Consider the following 23,564-nt stretch of genomic DNA (forward strand, 5'->3'; position numbering starts at 1 on the left):
TATTTTCAAGACAGTGCAACCGTTTGCATAACCTTATTGTAATAAAAGGGCTTTCATAATGCAATACTGTAATTTCTCTTTTTTGAAAAATTTCTTCATGAATTATAAATAGTGAAAAAAATTTTATGATAAAGTGAACAATATCAACGGTATTTCAACATGATGGAATGTAATAAAAGCATTCAGGTAATGGCATAAAGACAAGTGCAGAGGAGGATAATATGAAAAAAGAAGGACTACAAGCGATTATCTTTGATTTAGACGGTGTTATTGCAGATACGGTACATTTATATTATAGAGCAAATAAAAAAATAGCAGATCAACTTAATGTTTCGTTTTCTGAAGAACTGAATCAACAGCTGCAGGGAATCAGCCGAATAAAAACTGTAGAGCTTATTGCTGCACAAGGTAATGTGCGTCTGACAATGGAAAAAAAAGAACAGCTTGCTTATGAAAAGAATAAGTATTATCAAGCGTTAATAAAGGAAATGACAAAGGATTATTTACTTCCAGGAATACAATTGTTATTAGAAGATTGTAAAAAACAAGGTATTAAAATGGGAATTGCTTCTTCTAGTTCAAATGCAAATACCGTAGTAGATACGTTAGGAATACGCTCTTTTTTTGATTGTATTGTGAATGTGAAAGAAATAAAGAAGGGAAAACCCGATCCAGAAATATTTTTGACAGCTGCTGATCAGCTAAACGTAAAACCTCATACATGTGTGGCGATAGAAGATGGAGAGGCCGGTATAAAAGCTATTAATCAAACCGATATGGTCTCTATCGGCGTTGGTAAGCACCTAAAAGAAGGGGATGTGAACTTTCACGTATATTCAACAGTTGATTTGCATCTAAAGACGATTAAAGAGGTTTTCGAAAAAGGAAGAAAAGGAACAGATTAAAACAGCGCGTATACAAAAAATTAGTAAATTTTTTACACGCAGGTAGTAAAGCGCAAAAAAACATATGCTAGAATAAAATAAGAGAGCAAAGATACATAGGAAGGGGTACATCATGATTAAATGTATTGCGATCGATATGGATGGAACGTTAGTAAATAGTGAACAAGTTATAAGTAAAGAAAATGCACAAGCGATTAAAACAGCGCAAAAGGCAGGGGTGGAAGTTGTTGTTGCTACGGGACGTTCTTACGAGGAAGCCCGTTATGTTTTAGAAGAAGCAGGACTTCATACATATTTAATTTGTGCAAACGGAGCAGAGCTTCGGAATCCACAAGGGGAAAAACAATATTCAGTAAGTATGACGATGGAATCTATTCGCGAAGTAGAGGATATTTTTAAAAAGTTTCACTTGTACTTTGAAGTCTATACAAGTGAAGGTACGTATTCAAATGACTATGAAAAAGCTTTGTCGGTGTTAATGGATATTTATTTAAGCGCTAGCTTAAAAGATAATTATGAAAAATCGTTAGAAGCAGCAAAAGAGCGTTTCAACAGTGGCAGAGTAAAGCTTATTGACGAGTATGAAACGTTGTTCCAAGACCCAAACAAAGACATTTACAAGCTACTTGCTTTCTCTTTTGATGAAGAAAAGTTAGAACAGGCAAGAATAGAGCTAGTGAAGTTAGATTCTATTGCAGTCAGCGCATCAGGTAAAGAAAATATTGAAATAAATGATGAAAATGCTCAAAAAGGAATTGCGGTTACATCATTTGTTCAAGAGCGCCATATTTCTTTAGAAGAAACGATGGCTATTGGAGATAATTATAACGATGTATCGATGTTTCAGCGAGTTGGACGTGCTGTAGCGATGGGAAATGCACCTCAAGAAATTAAAGAGTTTGCTCATATAGTAACAGGAACGAATGACGAACATGGTGTAGCTCAAGCTATCTTAAATGCACTTGAAAAAGTCAAACAATAAGCAAAATAGAAAAGCATGCCTTTAGGCATGCTTTTAGTTTGTTACTTTTTCTTTTTTACGACGGTATGCACCGTGGTTTGTTGGTCCAACATATTGATTTAAAGCAAATGAATGACGAATTGCTTCTGTAATAAACTCTTTTGCAGTATAAATAGCTTGTTTGACGTCACTGCCTTTTGCCAATTCAGCGGCAATCGCAGCTGAGTATGTGCATCCAGCACCGTGTGTAAATGTCGTTTCAATACGTTCAGACTCTAAGATCTCAAACGTCTTTCCATCATAAAGCAAATCGATTGCTTTTTCGTGTGCTAATTTACTTCCACCTTTAATCAATACATATTTGGCACCAAGTTCAGAAATTTTCACGGCTGCTTCTTTCATTTGATCAACCGTTTTGATAGGGCCAAGTCCGCTTAATTGACTAGCTTCAAATAAGTTAGGTGTTACGACTGTTGCTTTTGGAACCAGTACATCACGCAGGCTGACAGTTGTTTCAGGGTGAAGTGCTTCGTCTTCTCCTTTACATACCATCACGGGATCTACTACAACATTTTTTAAATCATATTCTTCAATTGTTTTTGCGGCTAGTTCAATAATTTCCACTGAGCCAAGCATACCTGTTTTTAGAGCTTGTACGCCTACGCCTTTTACAATTGTTTTCAACTGCTGTTCAACAGTTGAAACTTCTTGTGGAAATACGTTATGAGACCAGCTGTTGTCGGGATCCATTGTTACAATTGTTGTTAAAGCTGTCATTCCATAAACACCAAGTTCTTGGAATGTTTTTAAATCCGCTTGAATGCCAGCTCCGCCGCTGCTATCAGAACCCGCAATGGTTAATGCTTTATTCATTGTCATAAAAAATCCTCCCGTATTTTAAGTTCATAGAGAAAATAGAGTAAAACTTCCACCGTTCGGTTTTTGCTGCCCAATGTGTTTTAGATAACTTTCTTCCATTCACTTTTTCTTCTATTTTATCGCTTTTAATGTAGATATTCAATTTCTAAAAACTGTATGAATCCTAAGTGTAATTTAGAATTATGATGACTGACTGTGAAGCATGCGTTAAATGAAAGTTAACGAATAAAATGAAATGCAGCGTGGTCTGAACGTTTAATTTTCATTAACTTAACGTAACCACCTCAACAAGTAATCGTATGGTAAAAAGTCTTTTATTAAAAGGTTTTTTACCTTATTGTACAAACACTCTTTTTCTTAATGAATAAAATAAAGAGAAACTTAAGAAAGGGTGATTCACATAAAAAAACATTATAATCATGACAGTTATAAAGATGATCCGTATTCTTGCGATAAATCACAACTTCAAAAGAGAAATTACAAAGATTGGTATATAAAATCGAATTCAACAAACGATTACGTCAAAACTGTTAAGACAGGCACTTTAAATGTTTGTGTAATTGTATTACCAGGAGCTAAAGTTGATAGAAACCCTAAAGATAATCAGTTTACAGTTCCTAATCGTGTAAAAAGAGACATAGCGGCTGCTAATAGGATATGGAAACAATACAAGCAAAACCAATTAATCCAAGGTGTTACATTTACTATTACACGTTCATTTGTTTTTTTGAAAAACGTCAGCGGTATTGTGAATAATGCAGAAAATTTTCCAATTGGAGGAGCTAGTCATCTTACAATGGTACAAGCAATGCTTAAAACTGGCCGAAAAGTTTGTCGAAACGCTGATGTATATGTATTTTATATGAATGGAAATAGATTTGGGCCTATTAATTTTGACTATTCATCTACTCTTGCAGTAACTTATAATTCTTTTCCGCTTGTTATTATGACAAATGCAAGTACAGATGAATATCTCCTTGCACATGAATTAGGTCATTTTATGTTTATTACAAATCGGTTTAACGAGACAGATGATCCACAACCGTTTCATGAATTAGATAGAAACCATAATAGAACGCCTAGTAACCTTATGTTTCCTACTCCTGAATTTTGGCCAATAGTACCGGAGATTACCAGTGAACAGATACACAAGGCTTTAAATAGCCGTGTTTTTTACAGCTGATTTGCTGTTTATTGAAAATAAAAACGTCCTTAACAGAGGGTTAAGGACGTTTTTCACTATCTATTAGATAGAAGCTAATTCTTTTTCAAGAGCTACATCTACTGATACATAATCGTAACCTAAATCGTATGCAACTGCTTCGTATGTGATAGCTCCGTTTGCAACGTTCACTCCTAATTTTAACGCTTCGTTTTGAGCAATTGCTTTATGAACACCTTTAGAAGCAATTTGAAGTGCGTAAGGTACCGTTACATTTGTTAAAGCAATTGTTGATGTACGAGGAACTGCTCCTGGCATGTTCGCAACTGCATAGTGTACAACACCGTGCTTTTCATAAGTCGGCTGATCGTGTGTTGTAATATGATCGATTGTTTCAACGATACCGCCTTGGTCGATTGCTACATCAACAATAACAGAACCTGGCTTCATTGTTTTAACCATTTCTTCTGTTACTAGTTTTGGAGCTTTTGCACCTGGGATTAATACTGCACCAATCACTAAGTCCGAATCTGCTACTGCATCCGCGATGTTATAAGGATTTGACACTAATGTATTAATTTGGTTACCAAAGATATCGTCTAATTGACGTAGGCGCTCAGGACTTAAATCAATAATTGTTACATCAGCACCAAGGCCGATTGCAATTTTCGCAGCATTTGTACCAACACCGCCGCCTCCGATAATCGTTACTTTACCGCGGCTAACTCCAGGAACACCAGCTAGTAAAATTCCTTTTCCACCATTTGATTTTTGAAGGAATTGAGCACCGATTTGAGCAGCCATACGACCTGCTACTTCACTCATAGGTGTTAATAGAGGCAATGTACGATTTACTGCTACTGTTTCATAAGCAATGGCTGTCACGCCGCTATCTTTTAAGGCCTTCGCAAGTGCTGGTTCAGCTGCTAAGTGAAGGTATGTGAATAAGATAAGACCTGGTCTAAAATAGCCGTATTCACTTGCTAATGGTTCTTTTACTTTCATGACCATTTCAGCTTGTGCCCAAACGTCAGCTGCTGTCTCAACAATTTCAGCTCCGGCTTTTACATAATCTTCGTTTGTGAAGTTACTTCCAATACCCGCTTCATTTTCAATTAATACACGATGACCTGTACCAACAAATGATGCTACGCCTGCTGGTGTAATCGCTACTCGGTTTTCGTTGTTTTTGATTTCTTTTGGTACGCCAATAATCATGATTAATTTCCCCCTTGGTCGTTTGTGTACCTTTAGTATAAAGAAAGTTTTGTGAAATTTCTTTGTCTAGAAAGAAGAATTGAAGAAGTAGTTTTTGTCTAAACACACAAATGAAACCGCTTACTTATCAGAATTTTTAATTTTTATGTGAGGTTATCTAACATAGGAAAAGAAATGAAAAATAAAAAAAGAGCTATTCGTTTATCAGGAGATAAATCGAATAGCTCTCTGTTAAAAAATATGACATTGTTTGTTATTTTTTATATTTCATTAATTTAATATCAATATAAAGAGTCATTTTTTGATTAACATCTTTTAAGTTAATATCACCAATCTCTGAAATTCGCTTTAATCGATAGCTAAGTGTATTCATATGCACATTTAATTCTTTTGCTGCTTCGTTAATGTTGTTATCATTATTTAAAAATACTTCGAGAGTCTCCACCAAATTGCTATTATGACGAAGGTCGTAATCAGTTAGCTTTTTTAAAGAATGATTTTCAAATTGATCTTGTACGCGCTTTTCTAAAATAACATCAAGAAATTGATAAATACCCAATTCTTGATAGTTAATAATCTCTTTTGTTTCTTCTGGAAACTTACTTTTCATATCTAATACGTTCAAGGCTTCTTTATAACTTTTTTCGATGTGATCGTGAGATGAATAAATACTACTGCAGCTGGCTTTAATTTGAGTAACATCAAAGCGTTCATACATATTGCCTCTAAAGTAGTCCACAAAATCTCGCTGTTCACCAAGAGGATTTTCAACCGCATCTAAAGAAAGCAGTAAGATTAAATCATTGCAATCAATCGTATAAAGAACAATTTTCAAACGGTGCATTGTTTTTAACATATATGAGATTTGGCGTTCAGCTTCTGGTGTAATATCTTCTTGGAAGCGGAAAATAGCAATGGAAAACGTTGATGGAGCCGTAATTTGAGCTTCATAAAACGCTTCTGAAATCTCTTGGCGAGACTTAATGTGGCCAGTTAACAATTTCCAGAAGAATTCCTGTGAGCGTTCTTCGCGTTTATATTTTCGAATTTGAAGTTGTAACAATTTGTTTTTTAATACATTCGCCGCTTTTTTTAATAGCTCTACTTCTTCGTCGCCCAAAGCTCTTTCAATTTCCACAGCCCAAATGAATCCTAAAACCTCATCGTTTTTCCAGATAGAAATAGCTATACGATCTCCGAGCCCGATTTCATGAATATTTTTCACACGCACAGGTTCATTCGTCTCAAGCAATTTGGGAATAATGCCTTCTTTCCATAAGTTGTTGATGACTTTTTCCGGAACTCTTCTTCCAATAATCGTAGCAATACGCGCTTGGTCCGTTCTCTCGTCATGGGTGCTATAAGCTAATAAGCGATGATTGGCATCCTCAATCGTAATAGGGCAGTGTAATACCTCGCTAATGCGATCAGCGAATTCTTCAAGCGTATCAAAATTTTCTTTGAACGGATCTTTGATTGGTTTCGTCATATATAAAATCCCTCTTCATAAAACAAAATAAGTACTAGTGCAGTTTTTTAGCTACAGTGAATATAGTGAAACGGTAACAACCGTGTTGATCATCAATTTATTGAAATGATTAACTGCTTAATATTTTAACAAAAGTAATTGTTTAAGAAAATGTTAAAATGCGTTTAACGGTAGTCAAGAAGGTGCAGAGGACTAGTAACTGCATTCATTTCACTTATTTTATCGAAATTTTCTTCAAAATAATCAATGTTCGGTGAGCATGATTCTTTTCAAATGTGTATAATAAAACGTATGATTATGGTTATATCAAACTTGAATCTGTAACTTTCTTTATGATATGTTCAGTTACGATTAGGTTGACCAATTCATATTACACATGAAGGGAAGAATTTAACATGGCAAAACAACAAATCGGTGTTATCGGTTTAGCGGTTATGGGGAAAAACTTGGCGCTAAACATTGAGAGCAGAGGCTATTCTGTTTCAGTTTATAACCGCTCTCCTGAAAAGACAGAAGAGTTTCTAAAAACAGAAGCAGAAGGTAAAAATTTTGCAGGTACATACAGTGTGGAAGAGTTTATTAATTCTCTTGAAAAGCCGCGTAAAATTTTATTAATGGTTAAAGCTGGTGCTGCTACAGATGCAACAATTGATTCGTTAAAACCATACTTAGAAAAAGGCGACATTTTAATCGATGGCGGAAATACATTCTTCCAGGATACAATTCGTCGTAACAAAGAGCTAGAAGAATTAGGTATCCATTTCATCGGTACAGGCGTATCCGGCGGAGAAGAAGGTGCATTAAAAGGACCTTCAATCATGCCTGGCGGACAAAAAGAAGCATATGAACTTGTAAAACCAATCTTAACAGCTATTTCAGCGAAAGTTGAAGGCGATGATTGCTGCACATACATTGGACCAAATGGCGCAGGTCACTACGTGAAAATGGTTCATAACGGCATTGAGTATGGCGATATGCAGTTAATTTGTGAAGCATACTTCATTATGAAAAACGTATTAGGCTTAGAAACAGATGAATTACATGAAGTATTTGCTGAGTGGAATAAAGGCGAGCTAGATAGCTACTTGATTGAAATCACAGCTGATATCTTTACGAAAAAAGATGAAGAAACAGGTAAAGCACTTGTAGATGTTATTTTAGATACTGCAGGTCAAAAGGGTACAGGTAAATGGACAAGCCAAAGTGCACTTGATTTAGGTGTACCACTACCGATCATTACGGAATCTGTATTTGCGCGCTTTATTTCAGCTATGAAAGAAGAACGTGTAAAAGCAAGCAAAGTATTAAGCGGTCCAAATGCAGCTGCATTTGAAGGCGATAAAACCGAATTAGTAGAAGCAATCCGTAAAGCATTGTACATGAGTAAAATTTGTTCATATGCGCAAGGGTTTGCTCAAATGAAAGCAGCGTCTGAAGAATATGACTGGAATTTACAGTACGGTGATATTGCAATGATCTTCCGTGGTGGTTGTATCATCCGTGCACAATTCTTACAAAAAATTAAAGAAGCTTACGATCGCGATGCAGATTTAACAAACTTATTGTTAGATCCATACTTCAAGGATATCGTAGAAGGCTATCAGTCGGCTCTTCGTGAAGTTATTTCAATTGCGGTTAAACAAGGTATTCCTGTACCAAGTTTCTCAAGTGCATTAGCTTACTATGATAGCTACCGTACAGAAACGCTACCAGCGAACCTTTTACAAGCACAGCGTGACTACTTTGGAGCCCACACCTATCAACGTGTTGACAAAGAGGGAGTATTCCACACTGAGTGGTTAAAATAAAATAAAAAACAAGAAAAGCAGCTGTATACTACAGCTGCTTTTTTTATTCACTCTTTAGGTGAGAAGTTGTCTTCACCGACTGGCCACCAGTGGAAACCGTCTTCAGCAAGTAATGCATCCGATTCTTTTGGGCCCATTGAACCTGATTCGTAGTTCGGGAAGTTTTGTGCTTTTTTGCTTTCCCATGCTTCTGAAATGGTATCAACAAACTTCCAAGAAAGGGCTACTTCATCCCAGTGAGTAAAGTTCGTTGCATCTCCAAGCATGCAATCGTAAATAAGGCGTTCATAAGCTTCCGGTGTATTCATTTTATCTCCACAATTATTGCAATAGTTCAAGTTAATTGGTGTAGATGATGTTGCACCTGGCGTTTTACGCGCGTTTAAGTGAAGCGTAATGCCTTCTTCCGGTTGGATATGAATGACAAGCAAGTTTGGATGAATTTCTTTATCTTTATTGAAGTATAGGTTCATTGGTAAATCTTTGAACTGTACAACAATTGTCGTTGCTTTTTCTTTCATACGTTTACCTGTACGGATATAAATCGGTACCCCAGCCCATCTGAAGTTATCAATCATAAGCTTACCAGATACAAATGTAGCTGTATTAGACTCAGGATCAACCGAGTTTCCTTCGCGATAACCGATAACTTCTTCTCCTTCAAGTACACCTTTGCCGTATTGGCCTCGTACAAAATAATCATCTACTTCATCTACTGATAAAGAGCGAAGGGCACGCAATACTTTTACTTTTTCACTGCGAATTTCTTCCGGTGTTAATTTAATTGGTGGTTCCATTGCAAGCAAGGCAACCATTTGAAGCATATGGTTTTGTACCATATCTCGAAGGGCCCCTGAAGATTCATAGTAACGGCCGCGGTCTTCTACACCAAGCGTCTCGCTAGATGTAATTTGGATATTTGAAATATATTGGTTGTTCCACATCGGTTCAAATAGAGCATTTGCAAAGCGGATAACTTCGATATTTTGCACCATTTCTTTACCGAGATAGTGGTCGATACGATAAATTTGATCTTCCTTAAATGCATGGCGAATTTGTTCATTTAATTCTTTAGCAGAAGGATAATCATGGCCAAACGGCTTTTCAATGACTAGGCGACTCCAGCCATCTGTTTGTGTTAAACCTTCATTTTTTAAATTCGAAGCAATTGTTCCGAAAAATTCAGGTGCCATTGCTAGATAGAAAATACGATTTCCAGGCACGTTGTATTGCTCATCAAGGCTTTCTGTTAGGCTTTTTAATTCTTGATAAGAAGCGACATCTGTTACGTCAAACGGTTGGTAATAAAAATGTGAAGCAAACTTTTCAATGTCAGCTTCACTGTTTTTGAAACTGCTCACTGATTTTTTTACATTTTCGCGTAATTCGTCATTAGTCCAAGGTCTTCTTGCGACACCAACAACAGCGAAATCTTCCGATAGTTTGTTCGCTTTATATAAGCGGAAAATAGAGGGGAATAACTTACGTTTTGCTAAATCACCTGTAGCGCCAAAAATTACGATAATGGATTTTGGTTGTACATTTGTCATTACTTCTAGGACCTCACTTTGTCGTAGTTACGTTCAATTTTTTTCCGCTTTAACAGACAACACTTAAATGAAATCTGGGGATTCATTGCCCGTTAAACTCGGCCTTTATAAACAAACGAATGATTGCTTGTTTACCTTTTCCTTTATGTATAGAACTACTAATAAATTGTAACGATTTTAAAGGGTTAACGCAAATAGATTAAAACAATTTGTAGTTATTATTCCATGTTTTTAATAAGTTTAAAAGTATTTTGTTTCGAATACTGAGAAAAAGCTACTGTTATTTTAACAGTAGCTTTTCTCATTTATTTATATTGATACAAGGAACCGATAGATTTTTTGGTTGAAAACGGTAGGTCAGGGCTATCAGCGACGATAAAAATAGGACAATGCATTAAAAGTGGATGTTTTTCGAAAAAAGAAGCATCAGCGTAATAGATGGACGATAGGATAACAGGGAGCTGTTCTAAAAATTGAAGGTAGCGTGTAATGGTTTCGTCTTTTGATGTATGTGCACCGATGTAGTAATACATAGTAAGGGAGTAAAAACCTTTATCGAAGACAAAGGATGCTAAATATTCGTTCCGCTCTTTTTGCATATGATCATAGGCAAATTCAATGCCGATTTGAATGGAAGTAACAGGAGTCTGTCGACCTGGGGAAACGGTGTATTTTCTTGGTATCATTGGTTCGACGGGTGTAACACCCAGGCTGTAGGTTACGTCTATTTGGTGGGGATTGCTGATTATCATGTGGAATCCCTCCTTTTATATAAAAATACACTCTTTATAAGTGTATACAAAGTTTCATTGAACATGACAATATTAAAATATGCCCAGGCTCTCAGCCTATTCGAATCAGGCAACGTTTGAGCAAGGGGCAGATTTTACGATAAAATAACAAAAAAGATTATTATGAGGTGATAAGCAATGAGTATTTTAAAAAACGACTGGGCTCCTTTATTAGAAGAAGAATTCCAAAAAGACTATTACATAAAGCTTCGAGAATTTTTAGTGGATGAATATAATCACCACACCATTTACCCTGATAAATATGATATTTTTAACGCTTTACACTATACAGATTATAAAAATGTAAAAGTGGTCATATTGGGACAAGATCCTTATCATGGGCCAAATCAAGCACATGGACTGAGCTTCTCTGTTCAGCCAGGAGTAAAAACACCGCCTTCTTTAGTGAATATTTACAAAGAGCTGAAAAATGAAATGGATTATCAAATTCCGAATAATGGTTATTTAGTTAAATGGGCAGAGCAAGGTGTTCTTTTGCTTAACACTGTTTTAACGGTGAGAAGAGGAGAAGCGAACTCTCACAAAGGAAAAGGGTGGGAACAGCTGACGGACCGCATTATTGAATTAGTGGCACAAAAAGAGGAACCAGTCGTGTTTTTGCTGTGGGGGAAACATGCACAAGCTAAAAAAGAGCTGATTCATCATTCGCACCATTTAATTTTAGAAAGCCCGCACCCTAGCCCATTTTCAGCTAATCGAGGCTTTTTCGGCAACAATCACTTTCAACGAGCAAATGAGTTTTTGCTTGAACACGGACGTCAAGCCATTGATTGGCAAATTAACGATGTGTAAAAGTGAGCATTTCATGAAGATTAGCTTCAGACATAGCCTCCTATTTCATCTTTTGATAAAATAGCTTTATAAAGTCATATTGAATGTAAGATGAGGTGTCTACATGGATATAAAAATGGCGCAGCTCCTTGATAAAATTGGTGCAGAAGTAGAAAAAGCAAAGCAGCATTCGAATAATGCGAGCGTTCGAGATCAATTGGTTGCAATAAAAGCACTGTGTGAGCTTGCATTAGATCAAAATGGAGAGGTTACAGTATCGAAACCCGTCTTGGTTTCAAAACCTGTTGTAATGTCTTCACCTGAGATTGTGCAGCAACAGATTATTCAGTCATCCAAACCCAATTTTGAGGGAACGAAATTGAAATCAGATGATGCAAACGGCGATAGTTTGTTTGATTTCTAAAGCGAGGAGAAAAAGATGAAACTATTTTTAATAATTGGTGCAATTAATGCAATGTTAGCGGTTGCTCTTGGTGCTTTTGGAGCGCACGGATTAGAAGGAAAAATCTCAGAGAAGTATTTAGAGGTATGGAAAACGGGAGTGCAGTACCAAATGTTCCATGCAATGGGGCTGTTTGTCATTGCATTTCTATTAAGCAAATTCCCTCAATCTTCTTTGCTAACAGCTTCGGGCTGGATTATGTTTGCAGGGATTGTGCTGTTTTCAGGCAGTCTCTATGTATTAAGTACGTCCGGTATTAAAGTGCTTGGCGCGATTACTCCGCTAGGTGGAGTTGCGTTTATTGTGGCTTGGATTTTAATTGTTGTTGCAGCTGTAAAATGGCTATAAAAAAACCCCTGAAAAGGGGTTTTTTTAACGAGGAGAATAATGGCTCAACTGCTGGCCTCCACCGCCAAGCGGATAATTATATTTGATTGGACCCTCAAAAGTGATGTAATCGAGATAAACCATAAGCAGTAAATAACGAGTGCCAGTTTGTGGATCACTTAAAATGAGATGATCGCGTCCGGCTGCTTCAATTTCCCCTCTAAAGACCTTCGCGTTCCACTGCGTATTATTTTCAAACGTCATATATACAGTCGCTATTTTTCCCCGATTTAAACGTAAAATATTTTCAATATATGATTCTTCAATTGGCAGTTGATTTGGGTCTTGCGGGGCGCCGCTGCCTCCAGAAGAGGTAGGGGGTGGCCCTCCTTGGCTTTGTCCTTGCCCTTGTCCTTGAACCTGGCCACCTGGCTGGGGCTGAGGCATATAATAAGGGTAGTTTGGACTCATATACGGATTTTGCATATATTGCTGTTGCGGTTGATTAGACTTTGGTTTTTTCATAGGAACCTCCTTCAAACAAAAAGAAATTAGTAAACTCCTGGACAATCAGCTTGAGTTGGTGCAAAGAAACAGTGAGATTTAAATCGTCCTGTGTTATTTTGGTTATACCACTGAGCAGGACAGTTACCGCTGGGCTTGAAAAACCACAGTGAGTTTTCAGCGGGGTTAAAACGTTCCCCTCTTAATACACGGCGTGCAAGTGCAATTTCAGACTGGCGGGCACGCTGATAAAAGTAGCTTTTTGAGTCACTTCAAATCCGCCTGGGTTTTGAAACACCATCTGACGAATGGTTCTTATATTTCTAGAATCCAAACAGGGAGCTTTAGCACAGTTCACGCCTACATTTCCCACCAGTAACATCTCTTGTTTTCCTTCACTTTCAGCTTCAGCTCGAATGAGTCTGGCTAGAAGCTTAACATCTTCTTCGTTGTGTGCAACGACTGCCATTACCCCACCTCGCTTACTTGTGACACTGTTGTATATATATGGTCCTATAAGTGCGAATATGTCATGGCTAGAAAATAAAAAGACCTGTTTCCGCTTGGAAACAGGTTTTTTATATAGATAAAGCTTATTGGTATTTATTACTCTAGATGTTACAAATGAGATGAACGCTTTCGCTGCTTAGCTTAAACATGTAAAAAGCGTGCAATAGCTTCCTCTTTTAATAAATTTCCGACAAAGAAGCTACCAAATTCACCATAGCGAGCACTTACTTCATCAAAACGCATTTCATACACTAATTTTTTAAATTGAAGTACGTCATCTGCAAAAAGAGTAACGCCCCACTCGTAATCATCAAAACCAACAGAACCGGTAATGATTTGCTTTACTTTTCCAGCGTATTGACGTCCAATCATTCCATGGCTGCGCATTAAGCTACGTCGCTCTTCCATAGGAAGCATGTACCAATTGTCATTTCCTTGACGGCGTTTATCCATTGGATAAAAGCAAACATGACTAGCTTTCGGTAAAGTTGGATATAGTCTAGCTTTTATTTGAGGATTTTCATAAGGGTCCTCACCAGCAGGTAAGTAGTTGCTTAATTCAACTACTGATACGTATGAATAAGTAGGAATGGTAAACTCAGCAAGCTTCGTTTTATTAAATTCTGTTTCAATTTCGTTTAGTTCTTCCATAGTAGGACGAACTAGCATTAGCATAAAATCTGCTTTTTGGCCGACAATGGTATATAAAGCATGACTGCCTTGCTGCTCAGCTTCAGTTCCTTTCCATTTCTCAATTAAACCTAAAAATTCATGGATAGCCGCTTGACGATCATCGCTTGATAACTGCTTCCAAGCGCCCCAATCGATTGAACGGAAATCATGAAGTGCATACCAACCGTCTAATGTTTGTGCTGCTTCTGCCATTTCGTTTCACTCCTATTGTCCGATTATGATAAATTCCAATTCTACTATATCATAGTTTGTCCGAAGAACTGGAATGAAAAACCCGTGATTTTGTGACTAAACTTTAAACAATTGTCGCAAAGTAAAAACAGGTTTTATTTTAAGTGTTAGCGGAAAATTAAGAATTAAAAGACTTTTTCGTAATCATGGATTCTTGAAGGACATGCCTTTGATTTTTAAAAAAAGTGGAGTATCCTATTATGAGAAAAGTTTTTTACATATCGAGGAGGATTTACTTTGAGTGATTTATTTACAGGTTTAAAACAAAAAGTATCAGCTAGCGATGTATCAATCGTATTCCCAGAGGGATTAGATGAGCGCGTATTAGGTGCTGTTTCTCGTTTAGCTGCCGACAATATCTTAAAGCCTATCATTGTTGGAAACAAAGATGCTGTAGCATCAAAAGCAGCAGAACTAAATGTAAAATTAGACGGTGTTGAGGTTTTAGATCCTCAAAGCTACTCTGAATTTGATGAAATGGTTGCAGCATTTGTTGAGCGTCGTAAAGGCAAGGCAACAGAAGAAGATGCTCGCAAAATTTTATTAGATGAAAATTACTTTGGCACAATGCTTGTTCATATGAACAAAGCGGACGGTCTTGTAAGCGGAGCTGCTCACTCTACGGCAGACACAGTACGCCCGGCTCTACAAATTATCAAAACAAGACAAGGTGTCAAGAAAACATCTGGCGTATTTATCATGGTTCGTGGCGATCAGAAATACGTATTTGCTGACTGTGCAATCAATATTTCACCTGACAGTCAAGACTTAGCTGAAATTGCAATTGAAAGTGCTCGTACGGCTGAAATGTTCGATATTGACCCTCGTGTTGCTATGCTAAGCTTCTCAACAAAAGGATCAGCAAAATCTCCGGAAACGGAAAAAGTAGCAAACGCAGTAGAAATTGCAAAAGAATTAGCACCAAGCGTAACATTGGACGGTGAATTCCAATTTGACGCAGCGTTTGTTCCTTCTGTAGCTGAAAAGAAAGCACCAGGTTCAGTGATCAAAGGAGATGCAAATGTGTTTGTATTCCCAAGCCTTGAAGCAGGTAACATTGGTTACAAAATTGCACAGCGCTTAGGAAACTTCGAAGCAGTAGGTCCAATCTTACAAGGGCTAAACAAACCGGTAAACGACCTATCTCGTGGTTGTAACGAAGAAGATGTGTACAAGCTTGCTTTAATTACAGCAGCTCAAGCACTTTAATAAAAAAACTCCGTCCTAGGGCGGAGTTTTTTTATTTGGCTAATGAACCTAATGCTTTTTCGTTGCGGTCATACATGCGCTGCAGCTGTGTCTCAAATAGCTCGAGTTCGGTAGCATTTAAAGGCATATTCACAAGAGAAGAGCTCATGCTATTCAGTGTTTGCAATAAAAGCAACATGACATCAGAAACGGTTAAATCAATCTGTAATAGCTCAGATAAGGAGGCCATTGTATGAGGCTCGATATCTGGATATGAAAATTTAGTTTCCGTGTGTTGGAGACCTCTTTTGTAAAATTCTTGAATGAGAGAAGCACGCGTAGAGCCGCTTCCTTTAACGCATAAGTAAATTTGTACAGCCACTCCGCCGCGAACGCGTCGCTGTGAAATGCCTGCAAACTTTTGATTACGAATGCTTAAATCAAAGCTGCCGGGACAATAAGAGCCTACAATTTCCTTAGCTTCAATTGCTGCCCCGTAAGATGCAAACATGACTTTAATCAAATCAAACATGGCTTCATATCCACGATCAATATCAATTCCTTTTTCTGCATCAGGAAAAATTAAAGAAATGTTTAGAACATCTTGATCAAGTACGACAGCGAGGCCGCCTGAATTGCGGACGATTGTTTTATATCCATGTTCATGTAAATAAGCTACACCTTCAGCTAAGTGAGGGAGCTTTGTGTCTTGGATGCCTAGTACAATCGTATCGTGATGCACCCATGAACGCATGACAGCTGGAGATTCGCCTCTTCCAACGGTTGTACAAAGCGTGTCATCGATGGCAAAAGAATGACGGGCATCAAAATGAGGACCTAGACTGGATTGATCAATAATACGCCAAGCGGGCTGTGCTAAAAGCTTCAAACTATTCTGCTGCATATCTCAAACCCCTTTATAAACAGTAAACGAACATATTATAGCATAAAGGCGTTGCGTCATTGGCTGTAAAATAGAAAAAGAAGAAAGAAGAGCCAAGTTTGACATCCCTCTTTCTTCATTCATGTAGCTTATTCAGCCATTTTCTCAAGATTTCCGTTACGATCCATTTTAAACGTAGTAGAAGAACGTTCTTCTTCATCAAATAGAGCTAACTTTCGCGCACGGTTCATGATTTGCATTAATGTTTCATAGTCTTCTTGAATAGTAGTAGCATTAGCCTCGAGATGTTTGATTTGTTTTTCCAACTCTGTGTTTTTCTTAGCTAACTCTGCATTCTCTTGCATCAAGCGTTTGTTTTCGCTCTGTAATGCCTGTAAATTGCTCGCTTGATTTGGCATTGTTTGCAAAAAGCGAATAACGTCAGCCATTGTAAGCTCCTCGCTGCTGCTTTTTACTACTTGTGTTTCAGATAAACTATATGTTGCTGTAGGTGCAGACATAATTTGTTCTACATGCTCTACAGATGCTGGTGGTGTATATAATAATTTCTTTTTGCCTTGTTCTTGTCCAAGTGCACGCATGCGCTGCTTTCGCTGTTTTTTAGCTAGCTGCAGTGCTTTTTCGTATTGATGACGTACCACAGCATTCCATCTAAATCCACATGCTGCTGAAGTGCGATTTAATTCATCTCCAACTTCTTCAAACGCATTCAACTGCGTACTTCCTTCGCGGACATGGCGCAATACTGTTTCCGCTAATAATAAGTCATTTTCTTCTGTCCAAGCATCTTGTCTATCTTTCACTTTGTTCACTCCTCTATTTTCCATGACTCATAGTAATCATGTTTTGTAGTATCATCATGTACAAAAAATCCATACTTTATACCATTTCATCTAGGAGTATCATAGATTTTGCTTCCTTCTTTAACTTGCATCGGACTTCAAATAGGGGTAAAATACCCCTTAGACAAAATGATGAACCAATTTTGAAAGGATTGTGTCAACATGGCAAATGAATTTAGAATTTGTGATGATTGTCAGGCAACAAACGTCAAAACGTTGTTACCTCGACTTAAAAAAATAGATGAACAAGCTGAAGTACAAATCGGTTGCCAGTCTTACTGTGGACCCGGACGTAAAAAGTCATTTGCATTTGTAAATAACCGTCCTGTAGCAGCGCCAACAGAGGATGAACTAATCGAGAAGATTGAGAAAAAAGTAAAAAAATAGATAGTGAAACAATAAATAGCTGCTTTTCTGCTACTTATTTGTCGAACGAGCTTCTTACAAACAGTGTCGTCTTGTTTGTTAGGTAAATCACCTTGGTTGCTTGACAAGGTGATTTTTTATTCTGAATAGGAAAATAGGAAGTGAGTGTCGAAAATTATAGCAACAACAAAGTGAAGATAGAGAGGTATGTAAATGACATATCCTAATGAAAAACTCAGTGAAGAAAAAGTATTTAAAGATCCTGTTCACCGCTATATCCATGTAAGAGATCGTGTCATTTGGGAGCTAATTGGTACCGCTGAATTTCAAAGGCTGCGTCGTATTAGACAGCTAGGAACGACATACTTAACGTTTCATGGGGCTGAGCACAGCCGTTTCAGTCATTCCTTAGGCGTTTATGAAATTGTGCGCCGTATTATTGATGACGGTTTTCAAGGACGTCCTGAATGGAATGAAGATGAACGTCTTCTTTGTCTTTGTGCTGCTTTATTGCATGATTTAGGCCACGGGCCGTTTTCTCATTCGTTTGAGAAGGTCTTCCACTTAGACCATGAGGAATTTACGCAAGCTATTATCGTGGGTGACACTGAGGTAAATCAAGTGTTGACGAAGGTAGGAAAGGATTTTCCTAAAAAAGTGGCTGAAGTAATAGCTAAAACATATGAAAATAAGCTTGTCGTTAGTTTAATTTCCAGCCAAATCGATGCGGATCGCATGGATTATTTGCAGCGTGATGCGTATTACACAGGAGTAAGCTACGGTCACTTTGACATGGAACGAATTCTTCGTGTTATGCGCCCTCGGGAGGACCAAGCTGTAATTAAACACAGCGGTATGCATGCGGTTGAAGATTATATTATGAGTCGCTATCAAATGTACTGGCAAGTGTATTTCCATCCTGTTACGAGAAGTGCTGAAGTTATTTTGACAAAAATTTTACATCGCGCAAAAGAGCTCCATCGTCATCACTATGAGTTCAAGCAGGAGCCAACTCATTTTTATTCGATTTTCGAAGAAGAAATATCACTAAAAGAGTATTTGAAATTAGATGAATCCGTTATTTTATTTTATTTTCAAGCATGGGAAGAGGAAGAGGATGACATTTTATCTGATCTATGCCGAAGATTTATGAATCGTCAGCTTTTTAAATACATTGAGTTTAATCCAAATTCACAAATGAAAATGTGGATGGAGCTCACAACACTATTTAAAAAAGCGGGCATTAATCCAGATTATTATTTAGTCGTCGACTCTTCAAGTGACTTACCGTATGATTTTTATCGACCGGGTGAAGAGGAAGAACGTTTACCGATTCATCTGTTGATGCCAAATAATGAAGTACGTGAACTATCACGTCAGTCGGAGATTGTCGAAGCAATTTCAGGGAAAAAGAGAACGGATCATAAATTATATTTTCCACAAGATCTCATTGATCAATTGTCGTCTAAGCGAAAAGTTAAAGACCAGATTATAAACTTACTAAAAGGAGATCAGAGTTAAATAGTATAGGAGTTGAAGGGGCTGTGTTAAACGATCACGCAAAGATTGTGAAAGTATTTTCCGCGGCGGGAGAAGTTGTTGGCAGAAAAAAGTTACAAAAGATGATATTTATCGGAAAAAAACTAAAGTTTCCTTTTTATGAAAAATATAATTTTCACTTTTTTGGACCCTATTCTGAGGAATTAACACTTCGGATTGAAGAGCTGTGTAACTTGGGCTTTTTAAGTGAAATTAAAGAGAAAAAAGGCGGATATATGCAGTATCGCTACGGATTAACAGAAGCGGGAGAAGGTTTTTTAAGCCACTATGACTTAGAGCTTCCTCACTTGCAGGAATGTATGAAGGATATGAACGAACAAAGCTCTAAATTTTTGGAGCTTGTCTCTACGATTTTATATTTTGATAATTTATCGAAAGAAGAAGTAAAAGAAAAAGTGTTTACGTTAAAACGTAAGCAGAACTATACAGAAGAAGACATTGCAGAAGCATACGAATATATTGAAAAACTTCAGACAACACTGTCTGTTCATTAAAAAATGCCATAGGTCGACCTATGGCATTTTTTATATGTAGGCGTTATTGATCGCTCATGCGCTTGCCTGCTACAGCGTAATGGTTTTTAGACATTTCTTCAATGATAATCGATACTTTTTCAGGTGCTGCACCTGTTGTTTCTACAACAGCATCCGTTACTTTTTCAACAAGAGCTCTTTTTTGATCATCCGTACGGCCCTCAAGCATCTTAACAGTTACAACTGGCATAATGTGTACACTCCTTTTTGATCAGTATATGATTAGTGTACCCGTTTTCTGAATAAAATGACAGTATGAGATAGTGATGGAAGACATAATCTGTAGTATACTTTTTATCATAACAACGATGTAGAAAACCAGGTGTGGCCAAAGAGAGCCCATATCTGGTTTTTGAGACCTTTGAGGGTATATTCAAGAAGCCTTGTATCTTTCTTAACATGAGAAAACGGTTCATCTAGCAGATAGGACGTGTAGAAATTATTTTAAAATAAAGGAGATAAAAAGTGGAACATTTTTTAGCTTTTTCATTGCAAGACCTTCCTTATGTGGTGATGACGCTTATTGTTGCATTCACACTGCATGAGTTTGCACATGCGTATGTAGCTTATTTATTTGGAGACCATACGGCTAAAAAGCAAGGAAGGCTAACCCTTTCTCCACTGGCTCATTTAGATCCATTTGGAACGCTTTTGTTAATTATCGCAGGTTTTGGGTGGGCGAAGCCGGTTCCTGTTAATCGCTATTTCTTTAAAAAGCCTCGTTTAGCTGGTATTCTAGTATCGATAGCGGGACCGTTTAGCAACTTGGTGTTGGCGTTTATCGGCTTGCTTATTTACTATTTGATGAGCAATGGCGCAGTGGACAACGATGCGCTTTATCGTTTTTTTACATTGTTTATTCAAATAAACCTAACGTTAGGTTTATTTAATTTATTGCCTTTTCCGCCTTTAGATGGCTACCGAGTGATTGAAGACCTCGTTCCGCCGTCTACGCGAGCCAAAATGACACAGTATGAATCTTGGGGCATTTTTGTATTTTTGATTCTTGTGATTACACCTCTAGATCGAATTGTGATCTGGCCGCTTCTAAACGGAGTAGCAACGTTTGTTATGAATATCTTTCAGCAGATATTAGCACCACTGATTTAATAAATAGAGGAGGCTTACTATGACTCAGCCAAAGAAGAAAAGTATAGGATTTAATATCATAAAAGACGATTCAACCGACGGCCACGGCGGTTACGGAGTTGGAGCGTTAAGTTTAGAAAATATTTCACCCGTTTTTGTTTGTCCGAGTGATGAAGAAGTATTTGTGGATATCGGTGCGATGCATGCAAGAAGTGTAGTGGAAAAAGGAATTAAATTCTTACCGAATAAAGACGAGGTGCCAAACGGCAAGTTATATTGGCTTGTGTGGGTAACGATTGATCGCAAGGAAGAAGGACCTTACTACGCAGGTGTGACAGCATGTGAAATGACCGTTGATCGTGAAATTCGCCGCGGCTATAAGTCACTTCCTGAACATGTGAACAAGATGGATAAATCCTTAAAACGACGCATTATGGTAGAAGAAATGGATAACAAATCTAAGGCTTTGCTTCGTGAGTTTTTAAAGTCTCATAACGAAGAAATCTGGACGTTATCTAATGATGACTTAAAAGAAGCGCTTCAAACATCGTAATACTGAGAAAAAAGCTTAAGGCCAAGGCCTTAAGCTTTTTTAATCAAACCATTTTGGGAACCAGTGAAACTTTTTATCTTCTGCTTGACGCTCTTTTTTCTTCGTTTTTGCTCCGTGATCAACGTGGTCAGTACAGTATGTTTTTGGCTGTGTTCCAGTTAAATAATAAGCTTTATATTGAACAGGACAGGATTTCGAGGCTAATTTTCCATTTTCAGGATTAATGTTTACACTCATTAATCCGTTTGGTGCTTTAAATTTTTCTTTTTTCTTTCCTTTTAAAGCATCTTCCATAAATAATGCCCACATCTTTTTGGCGTATCCTTTTTCAGCTACATCATCCATTGTTCTTCCTTGATCGTATCCAACCCAAACGCCTGAAACGAGCTGAGGAGAGTAGCCAATCATCCAGCTGTCCGTGGAGGTTGTGCCGGATTTTCCTGCATAAGGACGAGATACATATTTAGAAATAGGCTTTCCTGTGACTGTTGTATAGCCGTTTAGCTTTTGATCAAACATGCCCGTCATTAAATGGGTAGTAAGAAAAGCATAACGCTTATCAATTATTTGTTTCCGTTCGGAAGGAGCTTGATAGACCACTTCTCCGTCATGCGTTTCAATTCGTTTAATAAAAGTTGGACGAATTTCTTTTCCTCCATTAGCGAAGATGCCGTACGCATTAACCATATCAATGACTTTGACAGGCGAAGTTCCAAGAGCTAAAGATGGAACTTTCTTTAAAGGTGACGATATTCCGAGTGTTTTGGCCGTTTCGATCAAGCGATTTTCCCCAATAAACAAATGCGTTTTTACTGCATAAATATTGTCTGAAAGCGCGATAGCTTGAGCCATTGTAATAGGAGCATCTGCATAATAGTTGTGATAGTTACTAGGCGTGTATGTCGAAACCCCATCTTCCAATTTGAACGTCGTTTCTTCACTTTTCATTGGAGTGGATTCAGTAAAACCGTCTTTTAATGCCGCATAGTATAAAAATGGCTTCATCGTTGAGCCAGGCTGTCTTATTGCTTGAGTAGCGCGGTTAAACGGGCTCTTTTCATAATCTCTTCCACCAATAAGAGCTTTTACTTGTCCATTTTTAGGATTCATGGCGACAAAGGCACTTTGTACATCTGAAGAGCTGCTAATAACATCCTTCATTTTTTCTTCTGCTGTACGCTGCATCTTTTCATCCAGCGTGGTATAAACGCGAAGTCCATTTGTATAAATCATGGTTTCATCAATGCCCAAATCTTGCTTTAGCTCTGCTAACGCTGCATCCATAAAGTAAGAAGCGTCTTCTTTGTTAGGATCTTTTTCGGCAGGCTCCGCAAATACTAGAGGGGTTACAAGCGCTTTTGTAGCTTGCTTAGCTGTGATAATTCCATTCTCTTTCATCAGAGATAAAATAATATTTTGGCGTTTCTTTGCATTTTCTTGATGAATAAGAGGGGAGTAGTAGCTAGGGCCTTTTGGAATACCCGCTAACATACTCGCTTCACTTAACGTCAAATTTTTGGCATGCTTATCAAAATATAGCCTCGCTGCCGCTTCGATTCCGTAGGCTCCATGGCCGTAGTAAATCGTATTCATGTAGCCTTCTAGAATTTGATCTTTGCTGTAATTCATTTCTAGCCGGATTGTATACAGAGCTTCTTGAAGCTTTCGAGTCCATGTTTTGTCATGCTCTAGAAACAAGTTGCGTGCATATTGCTGAGTAATGGTGCTCGCGCCTTGTACTTTTCCCATAGCTTTTATATCAGCTACAATTGCTCCAGCGATTCGATGCATATCAAAGCCGTGATGCTCATAGAAGCGTTTATCTTCAACGGCTAGAGTCGCATCTTTTACGTAGGGTGAAATTTGATTAAGTGAAACCCAGTAGCGCTTTTGTCCATTGTGAACTTCATCAAGAACTTTACCGTTTGCTGAGTAGAAAACAGCTGTTTGAGAAACGTTTAGCGGAGGGGGCCCAGCGATTTTGGCGTAGAGAAAGATACTTATGTAGGCAAACAACAATAAAGCCCCCGCTAATATACCAAGGACGAGAAGAATTCGGAAGATGCGTCTTGCCTTTTTTAAATGTTCGGTTAATACCGTTTCCATTTCCATTCACCACCAATATGTGTCACTATGCAGCGTTCTTCAAAGCAGCAAAATTCGCTTGGAAGAGCGCTGCAAGTAGATTCTAAAGCTTGTATCTATCATCAGTATGAAATAGAAAAGGTGGTTTTAAACCTCCATTG

General features: G+C 37.8%; 24 protein-coding genes and 1 pseudogene. 13 read left to right on the forward strand and 12 right to left on the reverse strand.

What is annotated here, in order from left to right; translation table 11 throughout:
- Positions 1–221: 221 nt before the first annotated feature.
- Together pgmB and ACLHDF_RS11480 are read left to right on the forward strand one after the other, a co-directional pair.
- The gene (gene pgmB / locus ACLHDF_RS11475) at positions 222–905 is read left to right on the forward strand and encodes a beta-phosphoglucomutase (RefSeq protein WP_413918977.1); all 684 of its coding nucleotides are present in this window, start codon (positions 222–224) and stop codon (positions 903–905) included.
- A gap of 112 nt (positions 906–1,017) precedes the next feature.
- Complete coding sequence (locus ACLHDF_RS11480) at positions 1,018–1,887, forward strand: Cof-type HAD-IIB family hydrolase (protein WP_413918978.1); 870 nt, start codon at positions 1,018–1,020, stop codon at positions 1,885–1,887.
- 33 nt (positions 1,888–1,920) lie between these two features.
- On the opposite strand, the gene pdxK is transcribed toward ACLHDF_RS11480, so the two are convergent.
- A complete protein-coding gene (gene pdxK, locus ACLHDF_RS11485; protein ID WP_413918979.1) occupies positions 1,921–2,745 on the reverse strand; it encodes a pyridoxine/pyridoxal/pyridoxamine kinase in 825 nt (274 codons plus the stop codon).
- 391 nt (positions 2,746–3,136) lie between these two features.
- On the opposite strand from pdxK, the gene ACLHDF_RS11490 reads away from it, so the two are divergent.
- Complete coding sequence (locus ACLHDF_RS11490) at positions 3,137–3,928, forward strand: hypothetical protein (protein WP_413918980.1); 792 nt, start codon at positions 3,137–3,139, stop codon at positions 3,926–3,928.
- Positions 3,929–3,991: 63 nt separating this feature from the next.
- Here ACLHDF_RS11490 and ald read toward each other — a convergent pair whose 3' ends face one another.
- A complete protein-coding gene (ald, locus tag ACLHDF_RS11495; RefSeq protein WP_413918981.1) occupies positions 3,992–5,125 on the reverse strand; it encodes an alanine dehydrogenase in 1,134 nt (377 codons plus the stop codon).
- Positions 5,126–5,378: 253 nt separating this feature from the next.
- Positions 5,379–6,614, reverse strand: a complete 1,236-nt coding sequence (locus ACLHDF_RS11500) for a PucR family transcriptional regulator (protein WP_413918982.1) — start codon at positions 6,612–6,614, stop codon at positions 5,379–5,381.
- Positions 6,615–7,009: 395 nt separating this feature from the next.
- Between ACLHDF_RS11500 and gndA the strand changes: the two genes are divergently transcribed.
- Complete coding sequence (gndA, locus tag ACLHDF_RS11505; protein WP_013059861.1) at positions 7,010–8,422, forward strand: NADP-dependent phosphogluconate dehydrogenase; 1,413 nt, start codon at positions 7,010–7,012, stop codon at positions 8,420–8,422.
- 47 nt (positions 8,423–8,469) lie between these two features.
- On the opposite strand, the gene zwf is transcribed toward gndA, so the two are convergent.
- Both zwf and ACLHDF_RS11515 read right to left on the reverse strand, forming a co-directional pair.
- Positions 8,470–9,972, reverse strand: coding sequence for a glucose-6-phosphate dehydrogenase (gene zwf, locus ACLHDF_RS11510; protein WP_413918983.1), 1,503 nt, complete (start codon positions 9,970–9,972; stop codon positions 8,470–8,472).
- A gap of 305 nt (positions 9,973–10,277) precedes the next feature.
- Positions 10,278–10,724, reverse strand: a complete 447-nt coding sequence (locus tag ACLHDF_RS11515; RefSeq protein ID WP_413918984.1) for a staygreen family protein — start codon at positions 10,722–10,724, stop codon at positions 10,278–10,280.
- Between the two features lie 177 nt (positions 10,725–10,901).
- On the opposite strand from ACLHDF_RS11515, the gene ACLHDF_RS11520 reads away from it, so the two are divergent.
- From ACLHDF_RS11520 to ACLHDF_RS11530, 3 genes are all read left to right on the forward strand, one after another.
- Positions 10,902–11,576, forward strand: coding sequence for a uracil-DNA glycosylase (locus ACLHDF_RS11520; protein WP_413918985.1), 675 nt, complete (start codon positions 10,902–10,904; stop codon positions 11,574–11,576).
- A 103-nt stretch (positions 11,577–11,679) separates the two neighbouring features.
- Positions 11,680–11,979, forward strand: coding sequence for a YwdI family protein (locus tag ACLHDF_RS11525; protein WP_413918986.1), 300 nt, complete (start codon positions 11,680–11,682; stop codon positions 11,977–11,979).
- A 15-nt stretch (positions 11,980–11,994) separates the two neighbouring features.
- The gene (locus ACLHDF_RS11530) at positions 11,995–12,366 is read left to right on the forward strand and encodes a DUF423 domain-containing protein (RefSeq protein ID WP_013059856.1); all 372 of its coding nucleotides are present in this window, start codon (positions 11,995–11,997) and stop codon (positions 12,364–12,366) included.
- Positions 12,367–12,390: 24 nt separating this feature from the next.
- On the opposite strand, the gene gerQ is transcribed toward ACLHDF_RS11530, so the two are convergent.
- From gerQ to hemQ, 3 genes and pseudogenes are all read right to left on the reverse strand, one after another.
- Entirely contained in the window at positions 12,391–12,870 is a 480-nt protein-coding gene (gene gerQ / locus ACLHDF_RS11535; protein ID WP_413918987.1) for a spore coat protein GerQ, read from the reverse strand.
- Between the two features lie 26 nt (positions 12,871–12,896).
- Positions 12,897–13,318: pseudogene (locus tag ACLHDF_RS11540) on the reverse strand (cell wall hydrolase).
- 182 nt (positions 13,319–13,500) lie between these two features.
- Positions 13,501–14,244 carry a hydrogen peroxide-dependent heme synthase gene (gene hemQ / locus ACLHDF_RS11545; RefSeq protein ID WP_413918988.1) on the reverse strand — a complete coding sequence of 248 codons (744 nt, stop codon included), beginning with the start codon at positions 14,242–14,244 and terminating at the stop codon, positions 13,501–13,503.
- Between the two features lie 276 nt (positions 14,245–14,520).
- On the opposite strand from hemQ, the gene pta reads away from it, so the two are divergent.
- Positions 14,521–15,492, forward strand: a complete 972-nt coding sequence (pta, locus tag ACLHDF_RS11550; RefSeq protein ID WP_413918989.1) for a phosphate acetyltransferase — start codon at positions 14,521–14,523, stop codon at positions 15,490–15,492.
- A 31-nt stretch (positions 15,493–15,523) separates the two neighbouring features.
- On the opposite strand, the gene ACLHDF_RS11555 is transcribed toward pta, so the two are convergent.
- A complete protein-coding gene (locus ACLHDF_RS11555; RefSeq protein ID WP_413918990.1) occupies positions 15,524–16,375 on the reverse strand; it encodes a biotin/lipoate A/B protein ligase family protein in 852 nt (283 codons plus the stop codon).
- A 128-nt stretch (positions 16,376–16,503) separates the two neighbouring features.
- A complete protein-coding gene (locus ACLHDF_RS11560; protein ID WP_413918991.1) occupies positions 16,504–17,178 on the reverse strand; it encodes an RsfA family transcriptional regulator in 675 nt (224 codons plus the stop codon).
- A 201-nt stretch (positions 17,179–17,379) separates the two neighbouring features.
- Here ACLHDF_RS11560 and ACLHDF_RS11565 point away from each other — a divergent pair, with 201 nt between their 5' ends.
- The 3 genes from ACLHDF_RS11565 to ACLHDF_RS11575 all read left to right on the forward strand — a co-directional run bounded on the left by ACLHDF_RS11565 (position 17,380) and on the right by ACLHDF_RS11575 (position 19,637).
- Positions 17,380–17,604, forward strand: coding sequence for a DUF1450 domain-containing protein (locus ACLHDF_RS11565; RefSeq protein WP_013059850.1), 225 nt, complete (start codon positions 17,380–17,382; stop codon positions 17,602–17,604).
- Positions 17,605–17,796: 192 nt separating this feature from the next.
- Positions 17,797–19,104 carry an HD domain-containing protein gene (locus tag ACLHDF_RS11570; RefSeq protein ID WP_413918992.1) on the forward strand — a complete coding sequence of 436 codons (1,308 nt, stop codon included), beginning with the start codon at positions 17,797–17,799 and terminating at the stop codon, positions 19,102–19,104.
- A 23-nt stretch (positions 19,105–19,127) separates the two neighbouring features.
- Complete coding sequence (locus tag ACLHDF_RS11575; RefSeq protein WP_413918993.1) at positions 19,128–19,637, forward strand: YwgA family protein; 510 nt, start codon at positions 19,128–19,130, stop codon at positions 19,635–19,637.
- Positions 19,638–19,680: 43 nt separating this feature from the next.
- Here the strand turns inward: ACLHDF_RS11575 and ACLHDF_RS11580 are convergent, their stop codons facing one another.
- Complete coding sequence (locus tag ACLHDF_RS11580) at positions 19,681–19,866, reverse strand: 2-hydroxymuconate tautomerase (RefSeq protein WP_013059847.1); 186 nt, start codon at positions 19,864–19,866, stop codon at positions 19,681–19,683.
- Between the two features lie 275 nt (positions 19,867–20,141).
- On the opposite strand from ACLHDF_RS11580, the gene ACLHDF_RS11585 reads away from it, so the two are divergent.
- Both ACLHDF_RS11585 and ACLHDF_RS11590 read left to right on the forward strand, forming a co-directional pair.
- Entirely contained in the window at positions 20,142–20,786 is a 645-nt protein-coding gene (locus ACLHDF_RS11585; protein WP_413918994.1) for a site-2 protease family protein, read from the forward strand.
- Between the two features lie 19 nt (positions 20,787–20,805).
- Entirely contained in the window at positions 20,806–21,318 is a 513-nt protein-coding gene (locus tag ACLHDF_RS11590; RefSeq protein ID WP_413918995.1) for a YwhD family protein, read from the forward strand.
- Positions 21,319–21,357: 39 nt separating this feature from the next.
- Here ACLHDF_RS11590 and ACLHDF_RS11595 read toward each other — a convergent pair whose 3' ends face one another.
- A complete protein-coding gene (locus ACLHDF_RS11595) occupies positions 21,358–23,424 on the reverse strand; it encodes a transglycosylase domain-containing protein (protein WP_413918996.1) in 2,067 nt (688 codons plus the stop codon).
- Positions 23,425–23,564 lie beyond the last annotated feature (140 nt).

This window comes from Priestia megaterium, assembly GCF_046599315.1.
In the GTDB taxonomy this organism is placed as follows: Bacteria; Bacillota; Bacilli; order Bacillales; family Bacillaceae_H; genus Priestia; species Priestia megaterium_F.